The 23436-nt window shown below is 37.8% G+C and carries 22 protein-coding genes; 8 read left to right on the top strand and 14 right to left on the bottom strand.

What is annotated here, in order from left to right:
- Positions 1–10: 10 nt before the first annotated feature.
- Genes EHQ24_RS12615 through EHQ24_RS12600 form a run of 4 tightly spaced genes read left to right on the top strand, consistent with a single transcriptional unit; the run spans position 11 to position 3676 of the window.
- Positions 11–643 carry a 50S ribosomal protein L25/general stress protein Ctc gene (locus EHQ24_RS12615; protein WP_135601949.1) on the top strand — a complete coding sequence of 211 codons (633 nt, stop codon included), beginning with the start codon at positions 11–13 and terminating at the stop codon, positions 641–643.
- A 19-nt stretch (positions 644–662) separates the two neighbouring features.
- A complete protein-coding gene (pth, locus tag EHQ24_RS12610) occupies positions 663–1226 on the top strand; it encodes an aminoacyl-tRNA hydrolase (RefSeq protein WP_135601948.1) in 564 nt (187 codons plus the stop codon).
- Between the two features lie 29 nt (positions 1227–1255).
- Entirely contained in the window at positions 1256–3208 is a 1953-nt protein-coding gene (ftsH, locus tag EHQ24_RS12605) for an ATP-dependent zinc metalloprotease FtsH (RefSeq protein ID WP_135601947.1), read from the top strand.
- A gap of 9 nt (positions 3209–3217) precedes the next feature.
- Complete coding sequence (locus EHQ24_RS12600) at positions 3218–3676, top strand: EVE domain-containing protein (protein WP_135601946.1); 459 nt, start codon at positions 3218–3220, stop codon at positions 3674–3676.
- A 2-nt stretch (positions 3677–3678) separates the two neighbouring features.
- On the opposite strand, the gene EHQ24_RS12595 is transcribed toward EHQ24_RS12600, so the two are convergent.
- From EHQ24_RS12595 to EHQ24_RS12575, 5 genes are all read right to left on the bottom strand, one after another.
- Positions 3679–4074, bottom strand: a complete 396-nt coding sequence (locus EHQ24_RS12595) for a response regulator (RefSeq protein WP_135601945.1) — start codon at positions 4072–4074, stop codon at positions 3679–3681.
- A complete protein-coding gene (locus EHQ24_RS12590) occupies positions 4067–6097 on the bottom strand; it encodes a sensor histidine kinase (RefSeq protein ID WP_135601944.1) in 2031 nt (676 codons plus the stop codon). Before EHQ24_RS12590 ends, EHQ24_RS12595 begins: the two co-directional genes overlap by 8 nt.
- A 54-nt stretch (positions 6098–6151) precedes the next feature.
- Positions 6152–6994 (bottom strand): CAP domain-containing protein, encoded by an 843-nt coding sequence (locus EHQ24_RS12585; protein WP_135601943.1) that lies wholly within the window; start codon positions 6992–6994, stop codon positions 6152–6154.
- A gap of 8 nt (positions 6995–7002) precedes the next feature.
- A complete protein-coding gene (locus EHQ24_RS12580; RefSeq protein WP_135601942.1) occupies positions 7003–7503 on the bottom strand; it encodes a hypothetical protein in 501 nt (166 codons plus the stop codon).
- A 120-nt stretch (positions 7504–7623) separates the two neighbouring features.
- Positions 7624–9009, bottom strand: a complete 1386-nt coding sequence (locus tag EHQ24_RS12575) for an SLC13 family permease (protein WP_135601941.1) — start codon at positions 9007–9009, stop codon at positions 7624–7626.
- A 107-nt stretch (positions 9010–9116) separates the two neighbouring features.
- Between EHQ24_RS12575 and EHQ24_RS12570 the strand changes: the two genes are divergently transcribed.
- Entirely contained in the window at positions 9117–11537 is a 2421-nt protein-coding gene (locus EHQ24_RS12570; RefSeq protein ID WP_135601940.1) for a 1-acyl-sn-glycerol-3-phosphate acyltransferase, read from the top strand.
- Positions 11538–11581: 44 nt separating this feature from the next.
- Here the strand turns inward: EHQ24_RS12570 and EHQ24_RS12565 are convergent, their stop codons facing one another.
- Genes EHQ24_RS12565 through EHQ24_RS12550 form a run of 4 tightly spaced genes read right to left on the bottom strand, consistent with a single transcriptional unit; the run spans position 11582 to position 15580 of the window.
- A complete protein-coding gene (locus tag EHQ24_RS12565; RefSeq protein WP_135601939.1) occupies positions 11582–12064 on the bottom strand; it encodes a DUF4442 domain-containing protein in 483 nt (160 codons plus the stop codon).
- Positions 12061–12954, bottom strand: a complete 894-nt coding sequence (locus EHQ24_RS12560; RefSeq protein WP_135601938.1) for a DMT family transporter — start codon at positions 12952–12954, stop codon at positions 12061–12063. The genes EHQ24_RS12565 and EHQ24_RS12560 overlap by 4 nt, the downstream gene beginning before the upstream one ends.
- Entirely contained in the window at positions 12951–13817 is an 867-nt protein-coding gene (locus EHQ24_RS12555; protein ID WP_244310414.1) for an AEC family transporter, read from the bottom strand. Before EHQ24_RS12555 ends, EHQ24_RS12560 begins: the two co-directional genes overlap by 4 nt.
- 47 nt (positions 13818–13864) lie before the next feature.
- Complete coding sequence (locus EHQ24_RS12550) at positions 13865–15580, bottom strand: acyl-CoA dehydrogenase family protein (RefSeq protein ID WP_135601936.1); 1716 nt, start codon at positions 15578–15580, stop codon at positions 13865–13867.
- Between the two features lie 81 nt (positions 15581–15661).
- On the opposite strand from EHQ24_RS12550, the gene EHQ24_RS12545 reads away from it, so the two are divergent.
- The gene (locus EHQ24_RS12545; RefSeq protein ID WP_135601935.1) at positions 15662–16534 is read left to right on the top strand and encodes a molecular chaperone DnaJ; all 873 of its coding nucleotides are present in this window, start codon (positions 15662–15664) and stop codon (positions 16532–16534) included.
- A 56-nt stretch (positions 16535–16590) separates the two neighbouring features.
- Here EHQ24_RS12545 and EHQ24_RS12540 read toward each other — a convergent pair whose 3' ends face one another.
- The 3 genes from EHQ24_RS12540 to EHQ24_RS12530 all read right to left on the bottom strand — a co-directional run bounded on the left by EHQ24_RS12540 (position 16591) and on the right by EHQ24_RS12530 (position 18673).
- Positions 16591–17136, bottom strand: coding sequence for a YceI family protein (locus EHQ24_RS12540; RefSeq protein WP_135601934.1), 546 nt, complete (start codon positions 17134–17136; stop codon positions 16591–16593).
- A 22-nt stretch (positions 17137–17158) separates the two neighbouring features.
- Positions 17159–17890, bottom strand: coding sequence for a hypothetical protein (locus EHQ24_RS12535; RefSeq protein ID WP_425270094.1), 732 nt, complete (start codon positions 17888–17890; stop codon positions 17159–17161).
- A 123-nt stretch (positions 17891–18013) separates the two neighbouring features.
- Positions 18014–18673: a SanA/YdcF family protein gene (locus EHQ24_RS12530; RefSeq protein WP_208725768.1), complete on the bottom strand. Its 660-nt coding sequence runs from the start codon at positions 18671–18673 to the stop codon at positions 18014–18016.
- A 76-nt stretch (positions 18674–18749) separates the two neighbouring features.
- Here EHQ24_RS12530 and EHQ24_RS12525 point away from each other — a divergent pair, with 76 nt between their 5' ends.
- Positions 18750–19763, top strand: a complete 1014-nt coding sequence (locus tag EHQ24_RS12525) for a M23 family metallopeptidase (protein ID WP_135601931.1) — start codon at positions 18750–18752, stop codon at positions 19761–19763.
- Positions 19764–21770, top strand: a complete 2007-nt coding sequence (gene ligA, locus EHQ24_RS12520) for an NAD-dependent DNA ligase LigA (RefSeq protein WP_135601930.1) — start codon at positions 19764–19766, stop codon at positions 21768–21770.
- Between the two features lie 282 nt (positions 21771–22052).
- Here the strand turns inward: ligA and EHQ24_RS12515 are convergent, their stop codons facing one another.
- Together EHQ24_RS12515 and EHQ24_RS12510 are read right to left on the bottom strand one after the other, a co-directional pair.
- Positions 22053–22598 carry a hypothetical protein gene (locus tag EHQ24_RS12515; RefSeq protein WP_135601929.1) on the bottom strand — a complete coding sequence of 182 codons (546 nt, stop codon included), beginning with the start codon at positions 22596–22598 and terminating at the stop codon, positions 22053–22055.
- A 106-nt stretch (positions 22599–22704) separates the two neighbouring features.
- Positions 22705–23289, bottom strand: coding sequence for a hypothetical protein (locus EHQ24_RS12510; RefSeq protein WP_244310413.1), 585 nt, complete (start codon positions 23287–23289; stop codon positions 22705–22707).
- Positions 23290–23436: the final 147 nt, after the last annotated feature.

Below are 23436 nucleotides of genomic sequence, written 5' to 3'. Positions count from 1 at the left end.
GAACATAATCATGGAAAAAATCAGTATCAAAGCACAAACAAGAACTTCTAAAGGAAAAGGTCCTGCAAGAAGAATGCGTGTGGAAGGTTTAGTACCGGCGAACATCATCGGAAACGGTGAAGCAAGATCGGCAAGTGTTGTCGAAAAAGAAATTCAAAGACTCATCGACTCCGGAATCCGTAAGGCAACTCTCATCGACCTAGAACTCGATGGTAAAACAGAAAGAGTTTTCGTAAAAGAAATCCAAAGATTTCCACACACAGGACAAATCCGTCATATCGACTTCTTTAAAGTAACTCCTGGTAAAAAGATCCTTACTACAGTAGCCATCAAAACATCTGGTGTAGCAAAAGGTTCTAAAGCTGGTGGTCAGTTCGAACACCTCGTTCACGAAATTAAAGTAAAATCAACTCCAGAAGATTTAACTGACGTAATCACAATTGATGTAAGTGGATTGGATATCGGAGGTATGATTAAAGTTTCCGAACTTCCTCACCCTGCATCTTGGGAAATCCTTGTGAATGGTGATCCGATTGTTGCTTCTTGTAGCAAAACAAAAGCGATCCTTGCTGCAGAGCGTGCTGAAAAAGCAGAAGCTGACAGCAAAGGGAAACCAGCAGCGAAAAAAGCTGGAAAAAAATAAGATCTACTTTTAGGAACCAATGAAGTTAATTGTAGGGCTGGGAAATCCTGGCGATAAATATAACAACAATCGATCTAACATTGGTTTCAAGATTCTCGATGTCATTGCAAACAACATTGGCATCGAAATCAAAACGAAGAAAAAGAAATCTCTCATCGGTCGTGGTGACTTTGAAGGGGACGAAGTGGTTTTGCTCAAACCACAAACCTTCAGCGACCTATCCGGTGAGTCGGTTCTCTACATTGCCTCCTTTTTAAAAATCCAGGTAAAAGATATCGTTGTCATCCACGAAGATGTCGGGTTAGATCTCGGCCAAATTGTGGTCACCAAAGGTGGGGAAAACGACGTCAACCCTGGGGTCAACTCGGTTTCTGTCTCATTACGATCCCCCAATTTTATACGAATTCGGATCGGCGTTCTTAATTCGAGCTTCAATCCTAAAAAAAGAGAAGAATTTTTACGTGAAGATTTTGAGCCATTAGAGAACCTGAGTTTGATACAGATCATCAATGACGCCGAAGCGGCGATTCGTTCCATATCCATGGGGGATATTGACGAAGTGATTCAGAAATATCACCTTTGATTTCAGTCTAATCATCGAGAAGTCTTTACATGAATAAAAACATCAAAACCGTATTTCTATTTTTGCTCGTATTCCTTGTCATTTTGGCAACGGTTTATAAAGGTCAGGACTTCGCCGGTAAACCCGACGAAATCAGTTATTCCGATTTTTTAAATATGGTAGAACCCATCGAAGGTAAAAAGCCGATTGGGAAAATTACCTCCAAAGACGGAAAGGAAGCTTCCGCAAAACAACAAATCATCATTGATCGTGAGCTCATTGAAGGTTGGTACATTCCTGAAAATAGTAAGGACAACAAACCAAAACTTTTCAAAACCAATGTAGCACAAGTGAACGATGATTTGGTGACAAAACTTCGTAAGTCACGACTCAGTTTTACTGCGAAATCTACAGAAGAAAATAAGTTTTGGAGTGTTGTATCAGGCATCATTCCTTGGTTATTCGCTCTTGGTATCATTTGGTTCATTATGATGCGCCAACTCCAAGCATCAGGCAACAAAGCATTTACCTTTGGTAAGTCTCGTGCCAAGATGAATGTGGATCCAAAAGTCAAAGTTACCTTTAACGATGTTGCTGGATGTGAAGAAGCAAAAGTTGAACTTCTCGAAATCATTGAGTTCTTAAAAGATCCAAAAAAATTCCAAGCGATTGGAGCACGAATTCCTAAGGGAGTTCTTCTTGTGGGTCCACCAGGAACCGGTAAAACCTTACTTGCGAAAGCGGTTGCTGGAGAAGCAGGAGTTCCTTTCTTCTCCATTTCTGGATCTGACTTTGTTGAAATGTTTGTGGGTGTGGGAGCTTCTCGTGTCCGCGATCTATTTGACCAAGGAAAAAAGAATGCTCCTTGTATCATCTTTATCGATGAGATTGATGCTGTCGGTCGCCTTCGTGGGGCAGGCCTCGGTGGTGGACATGACGAAAGAGAACAGACCCTCAATCAGATGTTAGTCGAGATGGACGGATTTGAAATGAACGAAGGTGTTATTGTGATGGCGGCTACAAACCGTGCCGACGTCCTTGACCCAGCTCTCCTTCGGCCAGGTCGTTTTGACAGACAAGTGATTGTGGATCTTCCTGACCTAAAAGGCCGTGAAGAAATTTTAGCAGTCCATGCTAAAAAAGTTCCACTCGTATCTGATATTTCTCTTAACTCCATTGCTCGCGGAACTCCTGGATTTACAGGAGCGGATCTTGCGAACCTCATCAACGAAGCAGCCCTACTTGCCGCGCGTCGGAACAAAAAACGTGTGACCCAAGAAGAATTGGAAGAAGCTCGTGATAAGGTCATGATGGGACCTGAGCGTAAGTCTATGTTTATCTCTGACAAAGAGAAAGAAATGACGGCTTACCATGAAGCAGGCCACGCACTCCTCGGCACCTTACTGCCGTATACCGAACCGGTTCATAAAGTAACCATCATCCCTCGCGGGCGTGCCCTTGGTCTTACCCAATCCCTTCCTGTGGAAGACAGACATTCTTATCGTAAAAACTATTGTTTGGATCGAATTGTGATGTCTATGGGTGGATATATTGCCGAAGAACTCATCTTTGGTGATCCTTCCAATGGATCTTCTAACGACATCCAACAAGCAACCAACATTGCTCGTCGTATGGTTTGTGAATGGGGAATGTCTGAAAAACTCGGAACCATCCATTACGGATCTGGTGAGACCTCTCCATTTATGGGAAGAGACTACGGACATACTAGCAAACCTTACTCTGAAGAATTTGCAGCTATGATTGACCAAGAAGTCAAACGCATCATCCAAACTTGTCTCGACAAAGGTCGTGATTTGGTGAAAAAGAACCAAAAGAAATTGGATGCCATTGCTAAAGCTCTTCTTGCTAAAGAAACCATTGATGCTCAGGAACTGACTGACATTGTTCAACCTTCTTTTGATAAATTCTCTGATTCCAAATCAGGGATAGGATCTAAAAAAGGAAAAGGGTCGTCTGCGACTAAACCTGCTTACTCTGCATAAAAAACTTCAATGAAGTATTGGCTCTTTAAAACAGAACCAGATGTATTTTCCATCGACAACCTAATAAGAGAAAAACTCTCTTATTGGGAAGGGGTAAGAAATTACCAAGCACGTAATTATCTACGCGATGAAGTGAAGTTAGGTGACTTGGTTTTATTTTATCATAGTAGACTTGATCCACCAGGGATTGTAGGCATTGCTGAAGTGGCGAAAGAAGCAACGCCTGACCCTTACCAATTTGATCCAAACCATAAATACTTTGATCCAAAATTAAAAGGAACAGAACCCAGATGGTATGGAGTGCACTTAAAACCGCATACAAAATTTAAAGAATTAATTCCTTTAGATACACTTCGTAACACAAAGGGACTCGAAAAAATGGTAGTGACTCAAAAAGGATCACGACTATCAATCCAACCTGTGACAAAAAAAGAATTTGATATCATTATCAAAATGGCTTCGAAGTAAGATCAATTCATTGCGTAAATGATTTCTTTTAGTTTCTCTAAGGTGATGGGTTTTACAATGTAATTGTTGCTGAGATTGTACTTCTCTGCCCTTCTCAGGTCATCTTCGTTGGAAGAACTAGTCACAATATAAATGGTTATTTTTTGATCTAAAGAGATAGAAGTAATTTCGTCTAAAAATTGCCAACCATCCCAGACTGGCATATTCAAATCTAATAAAATTAAATCAGGCAAAGTTTCCGAACTAGAAATACGAGAGATAAGCATATCATAAGCATCTTTTCCATTTTGACAAACTACGGTTTGTTTGACCATTCCGGAAAGATTGATGACTTGTCTTGTCAAAAATAGATGAACTGGATCATCCTCCACAACGCAGGCTAAATTAATTTCATTCATAGGGTAAAAATACAGTAAACTTTGTACACTTTCCTACGGTACTTTCAACCTCTATTTTTCCTCCCATCGTTTCTATTTGGTTTTTTGAAATAAATAATCCAACTCCCCTTGCTTCTTTATTCTCATGAAAGGTCTTATACATGCCGAAGAGTTTATCACCGTGTTTTTTTAGATCAATTCCTTGCCCATTGTCTTCAAATTGAACTTCTAAAAATTTATTTTTGCGAAATCCGGAGATTTTGAGAAAACTATCTCGATCCTTTGCTTTGTATTTGATGGCATTGGTGATTAAATTTAAAACAATACTATCCAGATACGCAGGAATCACACGTACAAGGCATTGATCTTCTAAGTTCACTTCCACTTTTAATTTTGATTCAATAATTTGAAGGGCCAAACTTTCTAAATTTTTCTGAACTACTTGACCAATGTCGACCAATTCATAATTTTCCTGAGCTAAATTCACCTTAATCACTGCGGTCAAATCTTCAATTGTACGTTTTAAATTTTCTGTGGCTCCGAGTAATAAAGACATCATTTCATTTTGGAAATAATCGGGATATGTTCTTTGCAGTATATCCATCATTCCGCTAATTCCAAAACTATGAGATCGTAAATTATGAGAAACAATGTTGGTGAAATTTTTTAATCGATTATTTTGTTCACTAGTTATGTCAAGTAATGATTGAATTTCAGCCTCTGCTTTTTTAAGTTCAGAAATATCAACTGCCATACCAAGATAACCAGAGATTTTATCGTTTTGTTTAACTGCGGTAATAGACAAAAGAACGGGAAATGTAGATCCATCCTTTCGTTTATGTATCCATTCTAATGTATTTGGTTTTCCAATTTTTGCATTGTAAGTTAATATCTCAAATCCTTGAAATTGCCGATTATATTCGCTAGAAAGTAACTTTCCTCTCTTTTCTACTTCTTTTTCTATATGAAAAATCTGAGGTGTAAACTTTCCAATGAGTTCAGCTGCAAGATAACCCAACATCTTTTCAGCACCATGATTGAATTCGGTTATAATACCATCTGTATCAGTACTAATGATGGCAACAAGTGTACTGGCGTCCAAAATAGCCTGGTTTTTTGCTAAAGCTATCTTTAATTTTTTTTCAACTAACTTCCATTCTGTGATATCTATGATTTGAGATACGAAATAAAGGACTTTTCCTTCTTCATTTTTTACCATAGAAACTGCTAAAATGGCATATACTATGTTACCATTTTTATGGAGATATCGTTTTTCCATTTGGTAAAACATTCGTTTGTCAGCTACAAGCTCTTCCAGATATGTTAAATCTGCATTTAAATCATCTGGATGAGTGATGTCTTGAAAAGTGAGTAACATGAGTTCTGCTTCTGTATATCCGATAATGTCACAAACACGTTTGTTGACTCTTAGCCATTTCCCATGTTCATCGAGTAAAGCCATCCCAATCGCTGCGTTATCAAAATTTCCGCGGAAGGCAGCTTCCGTCGCACGAAGTTCTCTTTCTATTTTTTTGATTTCAGTGATAGCTTGGTTGGATCCAAATACAGATAATGTGGAATCATTCGGACTTCTTCCTTGTAAAATCAATTCACTCATTGGTAATTCATTCGTTTTGTGGTCGATTAAATCCGAAGTTCTCTTTGTAATTTCTCCCAACAATTTGATCTGGGTTTCATTTAATTTTTTAGACTTTTCATCGAAGATAATTAAATAACCTAAAACGACTCCTTCTTTTTGGATTAACGGAATCCCAATAAAAAATTGGATAGAGATATCTTTTGTGAATGGAGGGCTTAAAGTGAAATTTTGGATTTGTTCTAGATTTTCAAAGATGAGAATGTCTTTTGTTTCACCTAACAATGCTTTTGAAAAGGATACGAATATGGAATTTTGATCTGGTAAAATTCCATATTCGGCCATTGCACTTTGTTCGTTTTCCTCTAAAGTAGTGATCAGCGAAATTTTTGAATCCGTAACCTGAGCTGCAAGTTTTGCCAAAAAATAAAATTCATTTACGTCCAATAAAACAACTTCCTAACGTTCGAATGATCCTAAACAGAATCTCTATTTTAATTTTTAAGGTTTTGCAGTGAATACTTGCACAGCTTTCACTTTATCAATATCATAAAACTTTTTGTCTTTGTAAAAGGAAGTCCCCGCACCCATATAAGTAAATTCTGGGTTGAGAATATTTTTTCTATGGCTCGGTGAATTAAACCAAGTTTCAACGACGGCTTTTGCCAAACTCAAATAGGTATGATTGGGAATGGGTGTTCCCGCTTTTGTATAACTGAAAAAAGCTCCACCGTTTTGAACAGGTGTAAACACAGCCCGTCCTCCTTGGTATTGAATCCCAAATGAATTGATAATATTTTCTGCAGAATATGTATCAGAAATTCCCACCAAATCCAAACGATCTCGTAAAGTTTCTTTTCCATTCACTGTACTTGTATGTGAATAAAAATCATAAGTTACCATGTCTTGAGCATGTCCAAAGGCCGCCTGTTCACATTTTTCAGAATATTTAAACGGACGTAGGCCCAGATTTTTTCTTTCTTTTGAAGTTATATAAAAGATAGCAGCATTTAACAGTGGATAATCGACTTTTGCAAAATCTATATTTGTATTTGCCGGTGCATAAGAAGGAAAAGTCTCTTCTGTAAATACATCGTACTGTTCTGCTTTCCATTTATCAGATTCAGGTAATTCTCTACCATCTTCAATGCTTTCTAAAAATGCTAAATTAGGATCTTGTGCTTCGACAACTTTTTCAACTGGTTCTGGTTTTTTCACTTCTACAACAGGATCTTTTTTGACTTCAGGAGTTTTACAAACAAATGTAAAAGAACTGAAAAGAAAAATGATAGTTAAGGTTCTAAGTTGAGTTGTTGGAAAGTTAGTTTTAGTAAAAAAGTTCATAAAATCTCCTATAAGTAACGATTGTAATCTTGCACCACATTGTGGATTAAATTCTTTTCTTTATTAAAATGAATTGTTTTCGCTTCTTTGATTCCAGCTTCCCAGATAAAAATAAAGGGAACTCCAAATAGTGTAGAATGTTTTTGTCTGTATTTCTCTCGTCCGACAAGTTTGTCGTTTATATAAAAATCTGCATGAAGGACTCTTTCTTTAGAATAAATAGACGGTAACAATCCAGCAGTGCCTAACATAAATAAGGTGGAAATGGAAGAAATCCAAAAATGTTCATATTCATTCACTTCACTTGTATACAAATCAATATGGTGATTGGCCCTCACCCCATCTGATAAAACTCGTCCAAAATATCCTGTTTCCATTAAATACTTAGTATAAATAGACGTAATTTCTCGTTTGGTTTTATCATTTTCAGGAGTGGAAACTTTGATCGTAAGGATTCCAATTTGTTGTTTAAAGTCCGGTCTAGAAATGATGGGGACATCTTCGCTCATGTAATTGTAACAAGAGAAAAGAGAGAATGAGACAAAAGATGTGAAAAATATCAAAAATCGAAAAGTTCGCATAATTCGAAAGTAGGCTAATGGATATAAAGGAGAGGAAAAGTCTTTTTTTTAAAACCTAGAAAAATCGACAATGCCCAATATATGTAAAATCAGACCCCCGAGAGTCACAAAAAAGATCCAGGCAATGATGGAGATGATTCCACCAACCTTTAACATCTCAAAACTTTTAATTCCACCATAACTAAAAGCCAATGCATTGGGTGGAGTGGATACGGGGAGCGGCATGGCAAGGGAGGCACCGATAGTAGCACCAATTGCCGCAGGTAAAATGAGATGAGTAGGCAAACCCATAGTAATAGGAAGGATGAGATTGGCAACACTGGTATTACTCAGGAAACACGAAAGCCCAAGTGATAGGATGGAAAAAAATATAAACAAACCGAATTGATTTGAATCACCTAACACAAACAATTCGACAAAATGTTTTGCAAGACCTGTTTCTTCAAATGCCTTTCCGAGAGCAATTCCCCCACCCATGAGAATTAATACATCCCAAGACAAGTTCCGGAATTCTTTTAAGTCCAAAAGTCTAAATCCAAAAAAGACAATGATTGGAAATAGAGCAACGGTTCCGTTAGAAATTCCATGCAGATCAGAACTGATCCAACCTAAGATTGTAATACAAATAATTCCAAATGCGATCGTTCGATCTCTTTTCGAAACTGATAAGTTGGAATTAAAAATTTGAATCGATGCGATCGAAAGTTCGGATTTGTCTTTTTTTAAGTACAGAATGTACAAAAGTATAGCAAGTGACAATACAGAGAGAACAAATACAGGAAAAGCAAAGGCCATCCAGTTTAAAAACCCAACCTCCAATCCTCTTTCCTGCAAATAAGCAATCCCGATGACATTGGGAAGGGTGCCCACTGGTGTTCCAATCCCACCTAAATTGGCAGAAAAAGGAACGATGAATAGAAGTGATTTTCGTAAGGGATTGTTCTCTTCTAAAGACTTCATCATCGAAGAAACAAGTCCAAGCATCATGGCAGCAGTAGCTGTATTGTTCATGAAGCAAGACAAAAAACCTGTGGCAAAACCCAATGAAAGTACAAGTAAAAAGGCTGAACCTTTCGTTTTTTGGATCACAAAACGGGCGATGGCAGAATCCAATCCATAAGTTGTGATTGCCGAAGAAATCACAAAGCCACCTAAGAAGAGTAAAATGGTCTCAGAAAAATAACAAGATAGAAAAGTAATCGTTTTTGGGGCACCTGGCCCCCATGCCGGGAGTAACCAGACCAATTCCAAAAATAAAACTAAAAAACCCGTGACATAGAGAGGAAAAAGTTCTGTCACCCAAAGAAAAGATACAAGTAAGGCAATGGCCAAATTGATCTCTTGTGGTCGAGTGAGACCGAGCCAGAGTTGATACCAGCCAAAGAGGGCCGGGAAAACGGCAAGACTTGAAAATACAATACCAGCTCGAATCATTGTGACTTGACGATTTACACTCTCCTGATACTTTTTCGATAGACTCGAATCGTTTCAAGCAAACAAATAAAGTGAGATTCCCCCTCGATTCGTATTGTTAATTTTTTATGCAAATAGCCTATAACGACTTAAAACAAGCAGTTCTGGGAAGCGGCCCCATGGGTATCATCATCGCTTCCGTACTGGCACAGAAGTTCGACCCCATCACTCTCTGGATTCCCGACAAAGAATTAGTAGAGGTTTTAAAAAAACGCCGCCAAACAGAAATTATGGGAAAGACGATAGACCTTCCCGATCATATCGACATAGTCTCCAGTTTAGATGCTTTCGGACGAGATGATTGGGTTTTTCATATTGCCGTTCCCTCTCGCTCTTTTTTGGATAGTGTCCATGCTCTTTTGGAGGTTTTAGATCCAACCAATAGTTATGTATTTTCTTTTTTAACCAAAGGAATTTTAGATTCCAAAAATAGAAAAAAAACAGGATTCATTACTTATTCGCAATACTTACAAAACTTCTTAAAAGAAAGAAATTTTTCTAATTCATCCGTGGCAGTGGTCAATGGACCATCGTTACTCGGAGAAATTTTGGATGAAAAATTTAGTTTTTTCAATATTGGATCTTATGAAAAAGAAACCTCTGAGTTTCTAGCTGAGGTTCTTTCTTCTAATTTTATCAATACTTCTGTTACCGATGATGTTGTGGGAATGGAAATTGTGGGAGTCGCAAAAAATCCGATGGCCATTGCAAGTGGGATCGTTTCACTTCTCCCTCGTTACGGTGCAAATTTACTGGGTGAAATTTTATCTGTAGGATTTCAGGAAGTAAGAGACCTTGCTATGCGTTATGGTGCAAGACCCGATACAGTGATGGGAAGATCAGGACTTGCTGATTTTATCACAACGGCAACTAGCAACAAAAGTAGAAACCGTGGATTTGGACAGAAAATTGTCGGCGAACTACTCTCAGGTGGTGAGAAATTAAGTATCAAAGATCGAATTGAGATCTTTTTTGCACCAAGGTCATTTATTGAAAGAGAATCTACGAAATGGCATGATAACGTAGAAGGAACATATGCACTTAGCATTCTCATTGAACTTGCCAATGAGATCCGTCTTCCTTTTACCTTACACAGAACTTTGTTTGATGTTCTCACAAGAAAACAACCACCAGATTCACTGATTGATTTGATTTGTGGTAAAAAAACAGAATCAAAAAACATCCCCCTCGTGGTTCAAAAAAAAGTCGGACTTAACTTAACCTCTGGAATTGATTTTCAGAATTTGTTAGTGGATCGGATTCTTAAACATATCAGCAATGTTCCAGGAACTGTGGCTCGTGTTAAAAAACAATCATCCGCAGTCATTGAATCCACACAAAAACGCCTTACCAAAGCTACGCGTAAAAAACAAAAGTTGGATGAGGTTAAATTTGCTTCAGAACTTGAAATTTGGCAACGATTCCAAAATTGCCAAAAAGATGAAGAGAACACTCTTGTTAAAGAACTCGTAAGATTCTATGTAACAGAAATCGCTGATAACTATAGCCCGACAGTCAGGGAATCTGTACTTCGGTTTGTAGCTCCCATTCGACTTTTTTCTGGTGGTTTTCTAAAAGGATCGATGATCCCTCACGTTGGTGGCAAAACAGAAGTGGTGAAGGCATTATCTTCTAAATACAATTTATTGTATGCTCCCACTCATAGATCTCATTTAGATTCGGTGGAAGTTGCTTATTCCTTATTCCACTTGGGACTACCTGTTCCTCGTTATGCGGCTGGTATCAACTTAATGTCTAATCCTTTTTGGGAATGGATGTTAAAGTCACTTGGTGCTTATGCTGTGGATCGCGAGAGAACACGTAACAGTTTGTACTTAGAATGTTTGACTTTGTATTCACAAGTGATGTTGGAACAAGGGATTCCTTCGCTTGTTTATCCAGAAGGAACTCGATCTCGCACAGGCGGAATTGTTCCTGTAAAAACAGGACTTTTGACAACGGCAGTAAATGCATTTCGTAGTTCTGGAACAGAGATAGTAATTGTTCCCATCTCTGTGTCGTATGAAACTGTTCCAGAAGATAACCAATTTTGTAATATGCCAGAAGAGTTAGGAATGGCGGGATTTCTTGCCAAACGTTCCAATGTGTATGTAGAGTTTTGTGATCCCATTCCTATCTCTGAATATGCGCACACGGAAGATCCAACACTGGAGCTCAGTTACCGCATCACCAAAGGTTGGAAACAGTATCATAAAATTTTACCAAACCAAATTGTTGCTAAAATTTTAGCGGAGAATGATTTTTCCGTCGAAGTTTCACAGAGTACAATGTTAGTTGAAGATTTTATTTCTCGTCATGATGGAAATTATCTCATCAAAGACCCGGAAGAAGTTTGGGAAAAAGGAAAAAGGATTTTGGAAAAAAGAAAGATGATTGAAGAATCCAATCGAGTCGTTCATTCCAAAAATGATGCTTTGCTTCTGTATTACGCGAGTATGATTCCAGAAGACGAAGATAAAAAATACTAAAGCTACTAAATATACATAAGGATAAGGAAACGCTCTTTTTATCCTTATGTATTCTGAACGGGGAGTTTTCCCCGTTTGCGAATATAAACTGTCTTTTCCAATTTTGCGATCACTTCCCCCGCTTCGTTTTTCACATCCGTAGTAAAAAGATAATCTCCCTTTTTTTTAACTTCAATTTCCTCTTTGATCCTTTGAATCTCCGAATCCGGAATTTGAAATTCAGCAATCACCTTTCCCATTCCTGGTTTGACAAAGATCATATTGCCAGCTTTGTCCCAAACAATATAATCGGAACCAAGCCTTTCTAAAAGGATCAACATAAAAAACGGATCACACATTGAATAGAGGGAACCACCGAAATGCACTCCCACATAATTTTTGTTATAGAATCGTAAATTCATTTCGGAACGGAAATAGGAAAAGTCGGGAGCAATTTCTTTGATTCGGATCCCTGCTCCCACATAAGGTGGATAAAAGTTATACAACCAAATTTTGAATCGTTTTTTCCAAGATGTAAATTTCTTCAAAGATTTGGTTCCTTTTTCTTTTGTTTCGAATTGATCAGATACACAGCAAGGATTGCCAATGATCCCCCAATGATGACTGGAATTTGTATCACTTCATTCAAAATCAAAAAACTACTCAGATAGGCAGAAAGAGGGACTATAAAAATAAAACTACTCGCAATCTCAGATCCAAGTCTTGTGGCCGCATAAAAGTAAACAGTGGTTCCAAAGGTAGTTGAGATTACAGTTAAATAAAAGATGGAAGCCCAGAAGGAAAAACCCATATCCCATACCTTCCAAAAACTGGGATCATTAAAACAAAATAGAAGTTCAATGACAGAACCCACGGCATATACATAAAAACTATAAGTCACAGGAGACATTGACTTTCCAGTGGATTGGCTATTGAGGGAAAGGATGGCCCAAACAAAAGAACATAACAAAAAGAATAAGTTACCAGATAACAATAAATAATCGATACTGATCTTCCATACTTGTAGAATCACAAGCCCACCAATAAATCCAAAAAATAATCCAATCACCTGTCGTTTGGAAATTCGTTTCTTTTGTACGAGGACAACGATAAAAAAAGTAACAATGGGATTGAGGGTGGTGACAAGTACTCCTCCAGCACCAGGAAGGCCATTTTTTAAACCCATAAAAAAGAACTGATTGTAAAAAGTATAAATGATTCCTCCAACCAGAACATTCCAATAGTCCTTTCCTGTTTTGAGCAAAAAGGGAATCCGCATAACGACGAGTAATGGAATTACCGAAAGGAAAGTTGCTAAAAATCGCCAAAACACTAATACAGAAACAGGAACTGTGCCTGCGATCATTTTACCGATGGGCCAAGAGATTCCCCAAGAGACCATCGCAAGAACTAGTAGGAGTAAAAATTTTAGGTTCAAATGTAGTTTCCTTTCAACAGAAAGTTGAGTGCGTATGTGGTGCCAAAGGAAATAGGAATTCCAATTCCCAACATAAGGCTTGCTAAATGGGGAGAAATATTTTTTTCAATTGTAATGACTGTGGAAGTGACCATAGGAGCCATCGCCGATTCCAAAACAATGGTTTGGAAAAGTAAAGAGTCCTCTTTTAATGGAAAATAAACCCAATACACGAGTAATGGTGCCAGGATGAGTTTAAACCCAAGACCCAAAACCAAAACTCTGCCATGACCTGCAATGGTACGCAAATCCAACATATACCCTACAGATACGAGGGCAAGAGGAGTCAGAGTATCTCCCAAACGAAGTAAAACGATCTTAAGTGCTTCAGGATAACCAAATTGCCTCGTGAAAATAGCAACAAACAAAGCATAAATGGGAGCAAATCCCAAAACACGTTTCACAAGTGTGGAAAAGTCCCATTTCCCATCCATCGCAATCGAAGCCAAAATGATTCCAGGAAAACTAAGAACCATAAAAGTTCCGAGTTGGTCTGCCAAAATTCCATATCCCAAAGATTCTCTGCCTAGATAAGTTTCGAGTAATGGAAAACCCACAAAGGAAGTATTCCCAAGTCCAGCAGTTAACACCAAACAGACGGCAGTGTGAAACTTTAAAATCTTTAGTTTATACAATCCAAGAAAAAATACGGTTGCAATTCCAAAGACTACCCAAGGCATAGAAGAAGGCAAAAGCGAAGTCGCATCCACTTTCAATTCATGGACATGATACAAAACAAGAGAAGGCAAAGAAATAAAAAGGATAAACCCGTTTAACACTTTAGGAGTGGATTCTGGAAACTGAGGAAGCCTTCGAAAAAACAACCCCAGTCCAAAACAAATTCCCAGCAGTAAAAAATTTTCCATAGAATTTAGAAAGAAAGGAAAGTCTCCATGGCTTTAGGATCAAAGAAGACTCCTTCTTTTTGTCTAGGTGCTTCCAACCCGTCTCGCACCATCTCAGCGTACCCATTAGCAAAATAAAGATACTTTGCTGCGAGTTTATTTGTGATATCGTAAACCGCCTGCTCTAAAAACTCTGCGAGTAAAAACACTTGGTAGGTTACATCAGCAATATAAACACGATTCATATCCTTCCAATCTTTAGATTCATTTTTAATGCAGTTTTCTAATTCCTTTCGTTTGTTTTGGAATACAGTGAAGGCATTTTTAAGTTCTGGATGATTACCGACGGACTTAGTTAGTTCATCTAATAAAGTTTGGAAAGCTGTATAAACCTTTGGTTTTTGTAAGGCATGCAAACAATGATCCGTAATGATAAGATGTGTTCCTTCCCAAGTTTCATTGATGATAGAATCGTTATGAAGTCGCGGGAGTGGAGAGAAGTCCCCGATGATTCCGTTGCCTCCTAAAGTTAAAATTGCTTTTTGAGTGATATAACTTGCTTGCGAAGAGGATTTATATTTCATCAGTGGAACCGTAATCTCTGCCGCATCGTCACCTTTCTCGGAAAGATTTGCAGAGCGAAAGTTTACAAAACAATTACCCGTTTGCAAAATTTGCATTTCTGCTAAGGTCTTTGTAAAAGAAGGAAATTCTAAAATCTTTTTCCCGTAAGCTGTTCTAAACTTTGCATATTCTGATGCTTCCATCACGGATCTTCTTGCATTTCCACTAGAACCAAGTCCCACATGCAATCGAGAGGTTTTGATGATATAACGGATGAGGTTGACTAGTCCATGACCGGGCCGACCAAACTCTTCCGCTTCCACTTTATCATAAATAATTTCTACAGTGAGTTTTCCGCGAGATCCGATGATATCTTTTTTACGTAAGATATGATGCCCATTTAACTCCCCATTTTCTTTGATTCTCGGAACAAGAAACATACCTACAGTGTTGGTTCCTTCCATCTTTGCCGTAGTGACCCAAAGATCACCAGGATTGGAACAAAACCATTTTTCACCAGTTAACTCCCATTTGCCGTTTGGAAGTTTTTTGGCAATGGTACGATTGGCAGAAACATTACTCCCGCCCACTCTTTCCGTTACATATTGCCCAGCCATAAAATGAGAAGAACTTCCCTTTCCCGCAACAAGTGGAAGGTATTTTTTCTTTTGTTCTTCTGTTCCAATTTTTTTGAGTGCGAGGATGATTCCATCGGTCATTGCCAAAGGACAAGCAACACCACCTTCCCCATTCATATTCATCAAATAGGTTAGCGCATAACGATGAATATGTGTAAAATCATATTTCCATTCAGGATGAAAATCCAAATTAACAACACCGTGATCATAAGAAATTTTACGTGCTAATTTTTGTTCTTCCGAGTATTTGATAAAATCGATTCGTTTTCCGGTTCTGTCAAACTTAACAACCTCACCATACTTTCCTTCTTTATGGCACTCTTCAGTGAGTTCATCCAAAATCCCACCTACGAGTTCCCCGTATTTTCTGATATGTTCTTCCATTGCTTTTTTATGGTCAGGGGCAAAGGATTCAGAATACCGATGGACCACTCTTTGTAAGGCGGGGTCTATTTCGTAAAAGTTTTTACCTCGAACTCCCTTGTATTCGGAAATATCGAACGGTTGTAAAGACGGATGTTCTGAAATATGGTGGCTCATTCTTCCAGTTCAAAAAAAGGAATAGGATTCACTAGCAAAAAAGTCGCCCAGGTTTGAAATTGGCTCTAGAGTCGATTCTGTATGGTCCAAAGAGTAGAAACGAAAAAATCCAAACAAATTCTGCACGATGTGATCTTTGAACTTCAGAACGTTTCAGAGTCCATGTTATGGTTTTTGTCCTATGACCGACTTTCTGAACTTTTAGAAATCAAAAAGGAAGAATGCCTTCGCAAAGTTTATCAATTCAAATCGGCAAAACCACAGATGACACTTTCCGGTGGATTCCATGAAGTGGACGGGGATCTACTCATCGATTTTCTCGCCTGGAGTTTAGAATTAGACGAAGTCGCAGAAGAGTTCCTAAGAGGTGGGATTTTTTTTAGTGAACGTCCGTTATATGAACTTCGCGAATCTTATAAAACTCTGATCCAAAAAACAATCGCCAACCACAAATTAGATAGAGAACTTCTATTACTTCTGACAGCGGCCACTGTGGATTACGATGATGCGGTTGATTCTTATCTGATGGATAAATTCGAAATTGATTTTTTTGTGAGACGTTCCATCCATCAATTTTTAGAAAAATTCGAAATCCATCCCGAATACGGAGCAGAAGAATTTTTATATGAGTATTTAAAAAGTCTGATTCCCACAAAAATTCTCAACTTCCGAGACATCACTCGCGAGTTTAGAGATAGAACCTATTACGAGTTATATGGTAGATTTCGAGAAACCAAAAAGAAAAAAAAGAAAATCGTAAAAACAGTTTCTGATGAAGTCAAAGACTTACTTGCTTTTTTTGATTTAGAACCTGGTGCTGGCATCACCGACGTTAAAAAGAAATTCAAAGAACTTTTAAAAAAATACCACCCTGATATCAATAAAAAAGGGGAAGAGATGACCAAACGAATCATATTAAAATACAATCGTTTGGTGGAATTGATTGGGAATTAAACCAACGCTTAATTAGGTGAAGATCTAATACCTACCTAGCCCCATCTATCTTCTATTCATTTCAACCCAATCTGAAACTGATACTTCACTCGAATTTCATCCTTTGCTTTCATAAAAAGAAGCGACGGATTTTCTAATTCATATTCAGAGAACCTAACCACTAGGGATCCATCGACAAGAAGGGAATTTGGGTTCTCTGGTTTTACCAAAGCATCTGAGACAAAATCTTTTGTATTCCCATGAATGGTTAATTTACCTTTTACTATGTAAGTTTGGTCTTTACCAGGTTGTACTGAATCAATTTTTACAAGTATGTTCGGGGAATCAGGGTAACCTAGAATTTCTTGGATATGGGAATCGCGATTTGTATCCCCAGAAGTAATTTTCAAAAGAGGAATTTTAATTTCAAAGGGAGATTTTAAAATGTAATTATTTCCCGAAACCTGGATATTCGGTGTGCCCATTTGAATTTCATTACAAACACCCGTTACATTTTTGGTAGTATGTTCTACATAAAATTCTATATTCTTTTTTGTGACTTCGACGGCGAAAATATTTGCCCCAAACAACAATACCATTAAACAAACAAAAATCTTTTTCATAAAATTTAACTTATCCTTGAATTCAAAATGTAATGACGAGTAATGCGATGGACATAGCACCAAAACCTGCCCAACCCACTTGTTCCATTTGGTGGGCTGCCCGTGGGCCTTCTTTTTCTATCCGAGCGCCTAATCCAGGTAATAATAACATAGAAGCTAAATGAATCGGGATCATTGCTTTGTGCGCAAAGATAGGACTATAAATTTTGGGGCCATCATCATCTGTTTCTGATTCAATTTTAGACGGTGAAAAAAAGGCAAGACTCGCAGTAACTATATACATACTAAACGTCGCCATCGCTAAATTTTTATGCATCGCCGCAGAGTGTTTGGTTTCCCATTCTTCATTTGCTTTTAATGCTAAATACAATCCAGCATTATTGGTTGGATCTTTTAATAGAAAATAATCGGCGGCAATACTATGTCGATTTAAGGAACCCATAGCAACTAAATACATTGGGTCATTAGCCGCATATTGTGGATTTGTTAGTAATAATCCTTGCGCATACTGGTCTGATTTTCGATACAAAGTTTCAGAGGCTTTGTCCCCTTCCAAGTTGGTGGCAAGCCAGAGTGCTAAAGTGGTTAACCCTGCGATTTGGTGCCATTCCAAAAGGTTCCTTCTTTTTTTGAGGGATTCTTTTGTCACCTGAGGTTTGTCATTTTGCTGGATGAGGGGTATCGACTGGGCGAAGGCAGTCGAAAAGGATAAAAGACTTACAAACAAAATGATCTGTATTCTCACAAAGAAAATACTAACACAAGGAATGTTATTGTAAATAAATAATATTCTCCATCTATTGATAAAAATTAGAGACATAGCTTAGAAGGATTTTAAAAACCAAATCCTGAGAATTTACTCGTATATAAACTAATATTATTTAGGTGAAGAAATTGGAATGGAACCTTTCCAGGTAGAAACACCACTTCCATCAATAGGATAAGGTTTGCCTAAATATTTTGGTGGAGTGTCCCATTGGATGTCCCACCAAGCAAGAATTCTTGCCGAAAACTCCCTGAAAGAATAATAAGTTTCTTTTTTATAAGTTCTTAAATTACATTCGTAACCGTATAACTCCAGTTCTAACTCGCGTCCTAAATATATCGCTCGGGGTAAAAAGAAAGATTGGCTCACAAAAATGGCTTTATTTACAAGGAAAACTTCTTTCGCGCGAATGAGGGTGTCGAGTGTTCGAAACCCAGCGTGGTCAACAAAGATGTCCTCTGGTTTTACTTTATGTTGCAACATAAATTCCAACATGGGTCGAAGTTCATTATAATCCGACTTACCATTGTCCCCAGAGAGTAAGATTTTTTTAACACGACCCGTGTTATACAAATCCAAACCGCAGGCCAATCGATCCATAAGAATGGGCGAAGGAGTTTTTCCATAAACGGCAGCACCGGGAACGATCGCCACTTCCGCTTCAGGGATTTCCGTCGGCTGGTCGGAATGAATCGAAGTCTGGTAAACATACCAAATTCTTAAGTTCATTGCCAATGCGACAAAACTCAAGAATCCCAAAACAAGAATCATTCCAAGAAATAGGGATTTCCACTTGACCCTTGAGAGGAATCGGAGCGTTATATTTATGTAGGATACGCGGTTCGTCATGAAGAAAAAAATTAAAGAGATTAGGTCTGTTTTTTCACAGGACAATCCGAAAATCAAGAAACAGATTGATAAGGTGAAAGAAAAAGGTCACCAACGAATGACCATTCTTGTCATTCCTCACGGATACGATAGTTCTTTCCACTTCCAAATTTCTCATTTTACCATTCTATTTTTTTTAGGCCTAACGGTTGGTTTACTCAGCCTTGCGATTTTTGGGATTGTTGGTTCTAGTTCTACCCAAACACAAATCAACCAACTCTCAAAAATTTACGGAACATACTTTGATACGTACATCACTCATGCCAATCAGTTGGAAGAGATGAAAGAAGAGTATTCCAAACTAAACGAAAGTATGTTGGAACTCTTTACACTGATTGATGGACAAGATGAAGAACTTCTAAAAATTCCCGCAGAAGATTTGATTGAAACGGCGGCGATCGAGTCTCTCCAAAAAGAAGAAAAAGAAGACAAACAATTGGACGTGGGCCGTAAGTACTTAAGCGAAATTTATGACCTTCGCCAATTGAAACATAGAATGGATAATTACCAACGTTTGGTGGAAGCCAATTACCAATTTTTATACCAACGTTCCGACATTTTATCTAGATCTCCTTTGTTTAATCCCATGTATTCTTACAATTTAACCTCTCCCTTTGGAATGAGAAAATCACCTACTACTGGTTATTGGGAATACCACGATGGTTTGGATATGGCAAATGCCACTGGCACTCCTATTTATGCATCTGCACCAGGGCGTGTGGTACGTGTGACTTATTCCAATGTCGGATACGGACACCACGTCATCATACAACACGAATTCGGCTTTAGCACGTTATACGGGCATTGTTCTAGAATTTATGTTAGGAATGGACAAGAAGTCAAAGCTGGCGAACAAATTGCCGAGGTGGGTGCGACAGGAAACGTAACTGGCCCTCACTTACATTACGAAATTTTTATTTCCGAAGAAGGAAAAACAGATCCTGAACAATACATGCAAGCAGGAGTTTACTGATTGCCTAAGAAAGAAAATCCTGCCAAACGAGTCGCAGAACTTCGAAAAGAGATCCAAAAACATAACGATCTCTATTATAAAAAAAATACTCCTAAAATTTCAGACAAAGAGTTTGATCTTTTGGTTAAAGAGTTACAATCTCTTGAAAAAGCTAACCCCGACTTGGTGGTTGCCTCTTCTCCTACATTACAAGTAGGATCAGACCTCTCTCCACAATTTAGTAAATTCAAACACAAAGTTCCAGTTTTATCCTTAGAGAACACTTATAATGAAACCGAACTCTCGGAATGGTTGGAAAAAACCGGTATCGATGAACTTTATTCCCTAGAATGGAAAATTGATGGCGCCTCAATCTTGTTATACTATGAAAATGGAAAACTCACACACTGCGTAACTAGGGGATCCGGCGGGATTGGTGACATTGTTACTGAAAATGTCAAAACCATTGAATCCATTCCGCAAACACTTTCCACACCACTAACCATTTCGGTGCGAGGGGAAATTTTTATGACCTTCGCCGATTTCGAAGAATTTAACGAAGAATATGGCGGAAAATTTGCAAACCCAAGGAATTTAGCGGCAGGTTCTATCAAACAAAAAGATCCGCAAGACGTCGCCAAACGACCGTTACGAATTTATGTATATGATGTATATTTTTCTTCTTCCAGAAAAGGGATTAACAAACACAAAGACATCATCACTTTATTAAAAAAAGAAAAGTTTCCTCTGGCTCCCGATTCCACAATCATCACCGGAAAAACTCTCCTCAAAGAAATTGAATCCTTCAAAAAGAAAAAAGATAAAATGCCATTCCCTGTGGATGGACTTGTCATCAAACTAGATGATCTCAACCTTCGTGAAAGTTTAGGGGAAACAAGCCAGTCGCCTCGTTGGGCTCGTGCCTTCAAGTTTGATGCCTTACTCAAAGAAACCACAATTGAAGAAATTGATTTTGCCATTGGCCGAACAGGGAAAATCACACCAAGGGCCAAGGTAACACCAATTTCCCTTGCCGGAACCACTGTCACCTACGCCACCTTACACAACCAAGACTATATCGACCAACTGGGTGCAGGAATCGGAGCAAAAGTTCTTATCTCCAAACGCGGTGAAATCATTCCCGCTGTGGAAAAAGTAACGGTCCCTCCAAAATCAGTTTTTGTATTACCTAAAGAATGTCCCGCATGTAATACCAAACTAACAAAAGTAGACGATTCCGTTGATTTTTTCTGCACCAATCGCAATTGCCCAGAACGCAAACTAAACCAACTCATATTTTTTTGTTCCAAAAAACAAATGAACATCGAAGGACTCGGAGAAAGACAAATTCAGATCTTTTTTGAAAAAGGTTGGGTCAAAGACATTCCAGACTTATATACACTCAACAAATACAAAGACACCATACTTGAGTTAGATGGATTCGGTGATAAGTCTGTAAAAATCATTTTTGATGCGATCGAAAAATCGAAAGAAAAGGATTTTCGATTTACCCTACCTTCCATCGGACTAAATGAAGTTGGTCCCAAGGTCACAGAAATTCTCATTGAACATGGATTTGATTCTTGGGAGAAACTAGTCACGCTTGCCAAATCTAAAAATGCAGAAGAGGAACTAACTTCCATTCATGGAATTGGCCCAAGAACCATTGATGCCTTACTCACTCACCTAAAAGACAAAGAAACTTTAAAACTCGTAAGCACTCTCATCAAACTCGGTCTTAAATTCCAAGCGGACGAAACGGAAAAAAGCGACTTACAACCATTTGTTGGTCAAAGTTGGTGTGTGACAGGAAGTTTCGAAAACTTCCAACCGCGTGATGTCGCAATGGATCTCATTACAAAACACGGTGGTAAAAAAGTCTCCGGTGTTTCTTCCAAAACCACTCACCTACTCTATGGCCCTGGCGCCGGCTCCAAACTGGAAAAAGCAACCGAACTTGGAGTTACTTTGGTATCGGAATCAGATTTTTTAAAACTATTGAAAAAAGAAGGAATACCGTTACCGTAAAAGGATTCCTATTTTGACTCGCGAGTTTGTGTCATCCATGGTTACCTATAAGTGACGCCTCGTCGCTTGGTTAATAGAAGTATTTTTTTAATTGATTGGGCGCCTCGAATTGGTTAGTCGATCAATATTTTTTCTAAAACCGACCGCGCTATCCGCTCCAATCTTTCCGATCTGTTTCTAGATAACAATTGTTATGAATAAGGAAAGGATTTCCGCTCCTATCGCTGGCGCGGAAGTTTGATCGTAAGAATTAAACACTATAACAATATATTTCAGAAGTTTTTATGTATTGTGATTAATCATTATTAACATTTTCCTTTTCGGCGAAATAATAAATAAATCTATATCACCGACCCAACCATCGCCATGTGAGTTATAAAAATATGCGTAATAATTGTTTGATTCGTTTAAAATTGAAGTAACCAATTTACTTGGAATTTCAGTTTTTCTATTGATCGTCGCTTCTATGTTATATGAACCATCTAACGCAAATTTTAAATACAACAGTTCATTTTTCTGTATTGGTGTTTTTTTCCAATTAACCTTGGTCCAATGATTTTGGTATTCAGGCAACAAGGGAAATTCATTAAAGAAATCTTTTTTGGGAGTTAGAAAGTATTGCGCCGTCTCTTCACTAATTTCAAATATTTGAATTGAATATCCATCGCCGTTCCAAGCTCTCTCCGAATGGTAAGCGAATACTTCCTTGGTATTAAATTTGAGTCCTGTTAGATCATTAGTGAAATCCTTGGGTTCAAAACTGAAAAATAATCCAAAATAAGTAAGAATCGAAATTAATAGAATAATAAAACTTTTGATAAAGAACATAGCTTTTAATACTTTTTAGTTTGGATCACTGACATTATGTGCAGTGTCTAACTCCTCAATTTACGTGTGTGTCTTTTCCTTTGTTATTCGCTGTTCTATGTTAATATTATAATTGTTTAGGTGCAATGGTGGTGATTCTACATCCTTTACACAAAGGATACGAATCTATAATCGACTTGAAATTATTTTTCATATCTTCAGCGTTTAAGCCATAAAAATATAGAGCAGTTTCTGTTTCGCCTTGCCAGTAACTTTCCATTTTTCCAAGATCACCGATACTAATATTTAATTTTTCAATTAAGTCATTTATATCCGAATTTTCATATACTTCTTTAGAAAGATTAATTCCATCAAGGTAGATGGCTACACCTTCCTTTTTACCGAATGCAATTTGTTTAGAATTTGAATCATCCTGTATATGAAGGATTGAGGATTTTGGCGCACCAAGTTCTTCTAATTTGTTAATCAGAAATGGAATACCGTCTTCTAAGTTATAAAGTAATATCTCAACATCAATGTGGGCAATTTCTCCAGTATTAAGTTGCATAGTTCCGCCACCATCAACTTCACCAAATTTTAAAGATTTTAAGGCTTCATCAAGAGGATCTTCGTATATATTTCCTCTATCAATTGGCATAAGCAAATGGTTTAATTGAGCGGTAATATGTACTACTTTTTGTTTTGGTTTCACGAGTTTAAATATATTTGAAAAAATTCCCACGATTAGATTCCTTATATTTGATTTTAAAATTTAGTTTTGTTTATTTCACCTAACAAAATGGGCTATTCGATGATTCCCTCTATTGTGCTTTAACAGGATGCTGGGAACCTGCATATA

Source organism: Leptospira noumeaensis (genome assembly GCF_004770765.1).
In the GTDB taxonomy this organism is placed as follows: Bacteria; Spirochaetota; Leptospiria; order Leptospirales; family Leptospiraceae; genus Leptospira_A; species Leptospira_A noumeaensis.
This window is presented reverse-complemented; position numbering and strand designations above follow the sequence as displayed.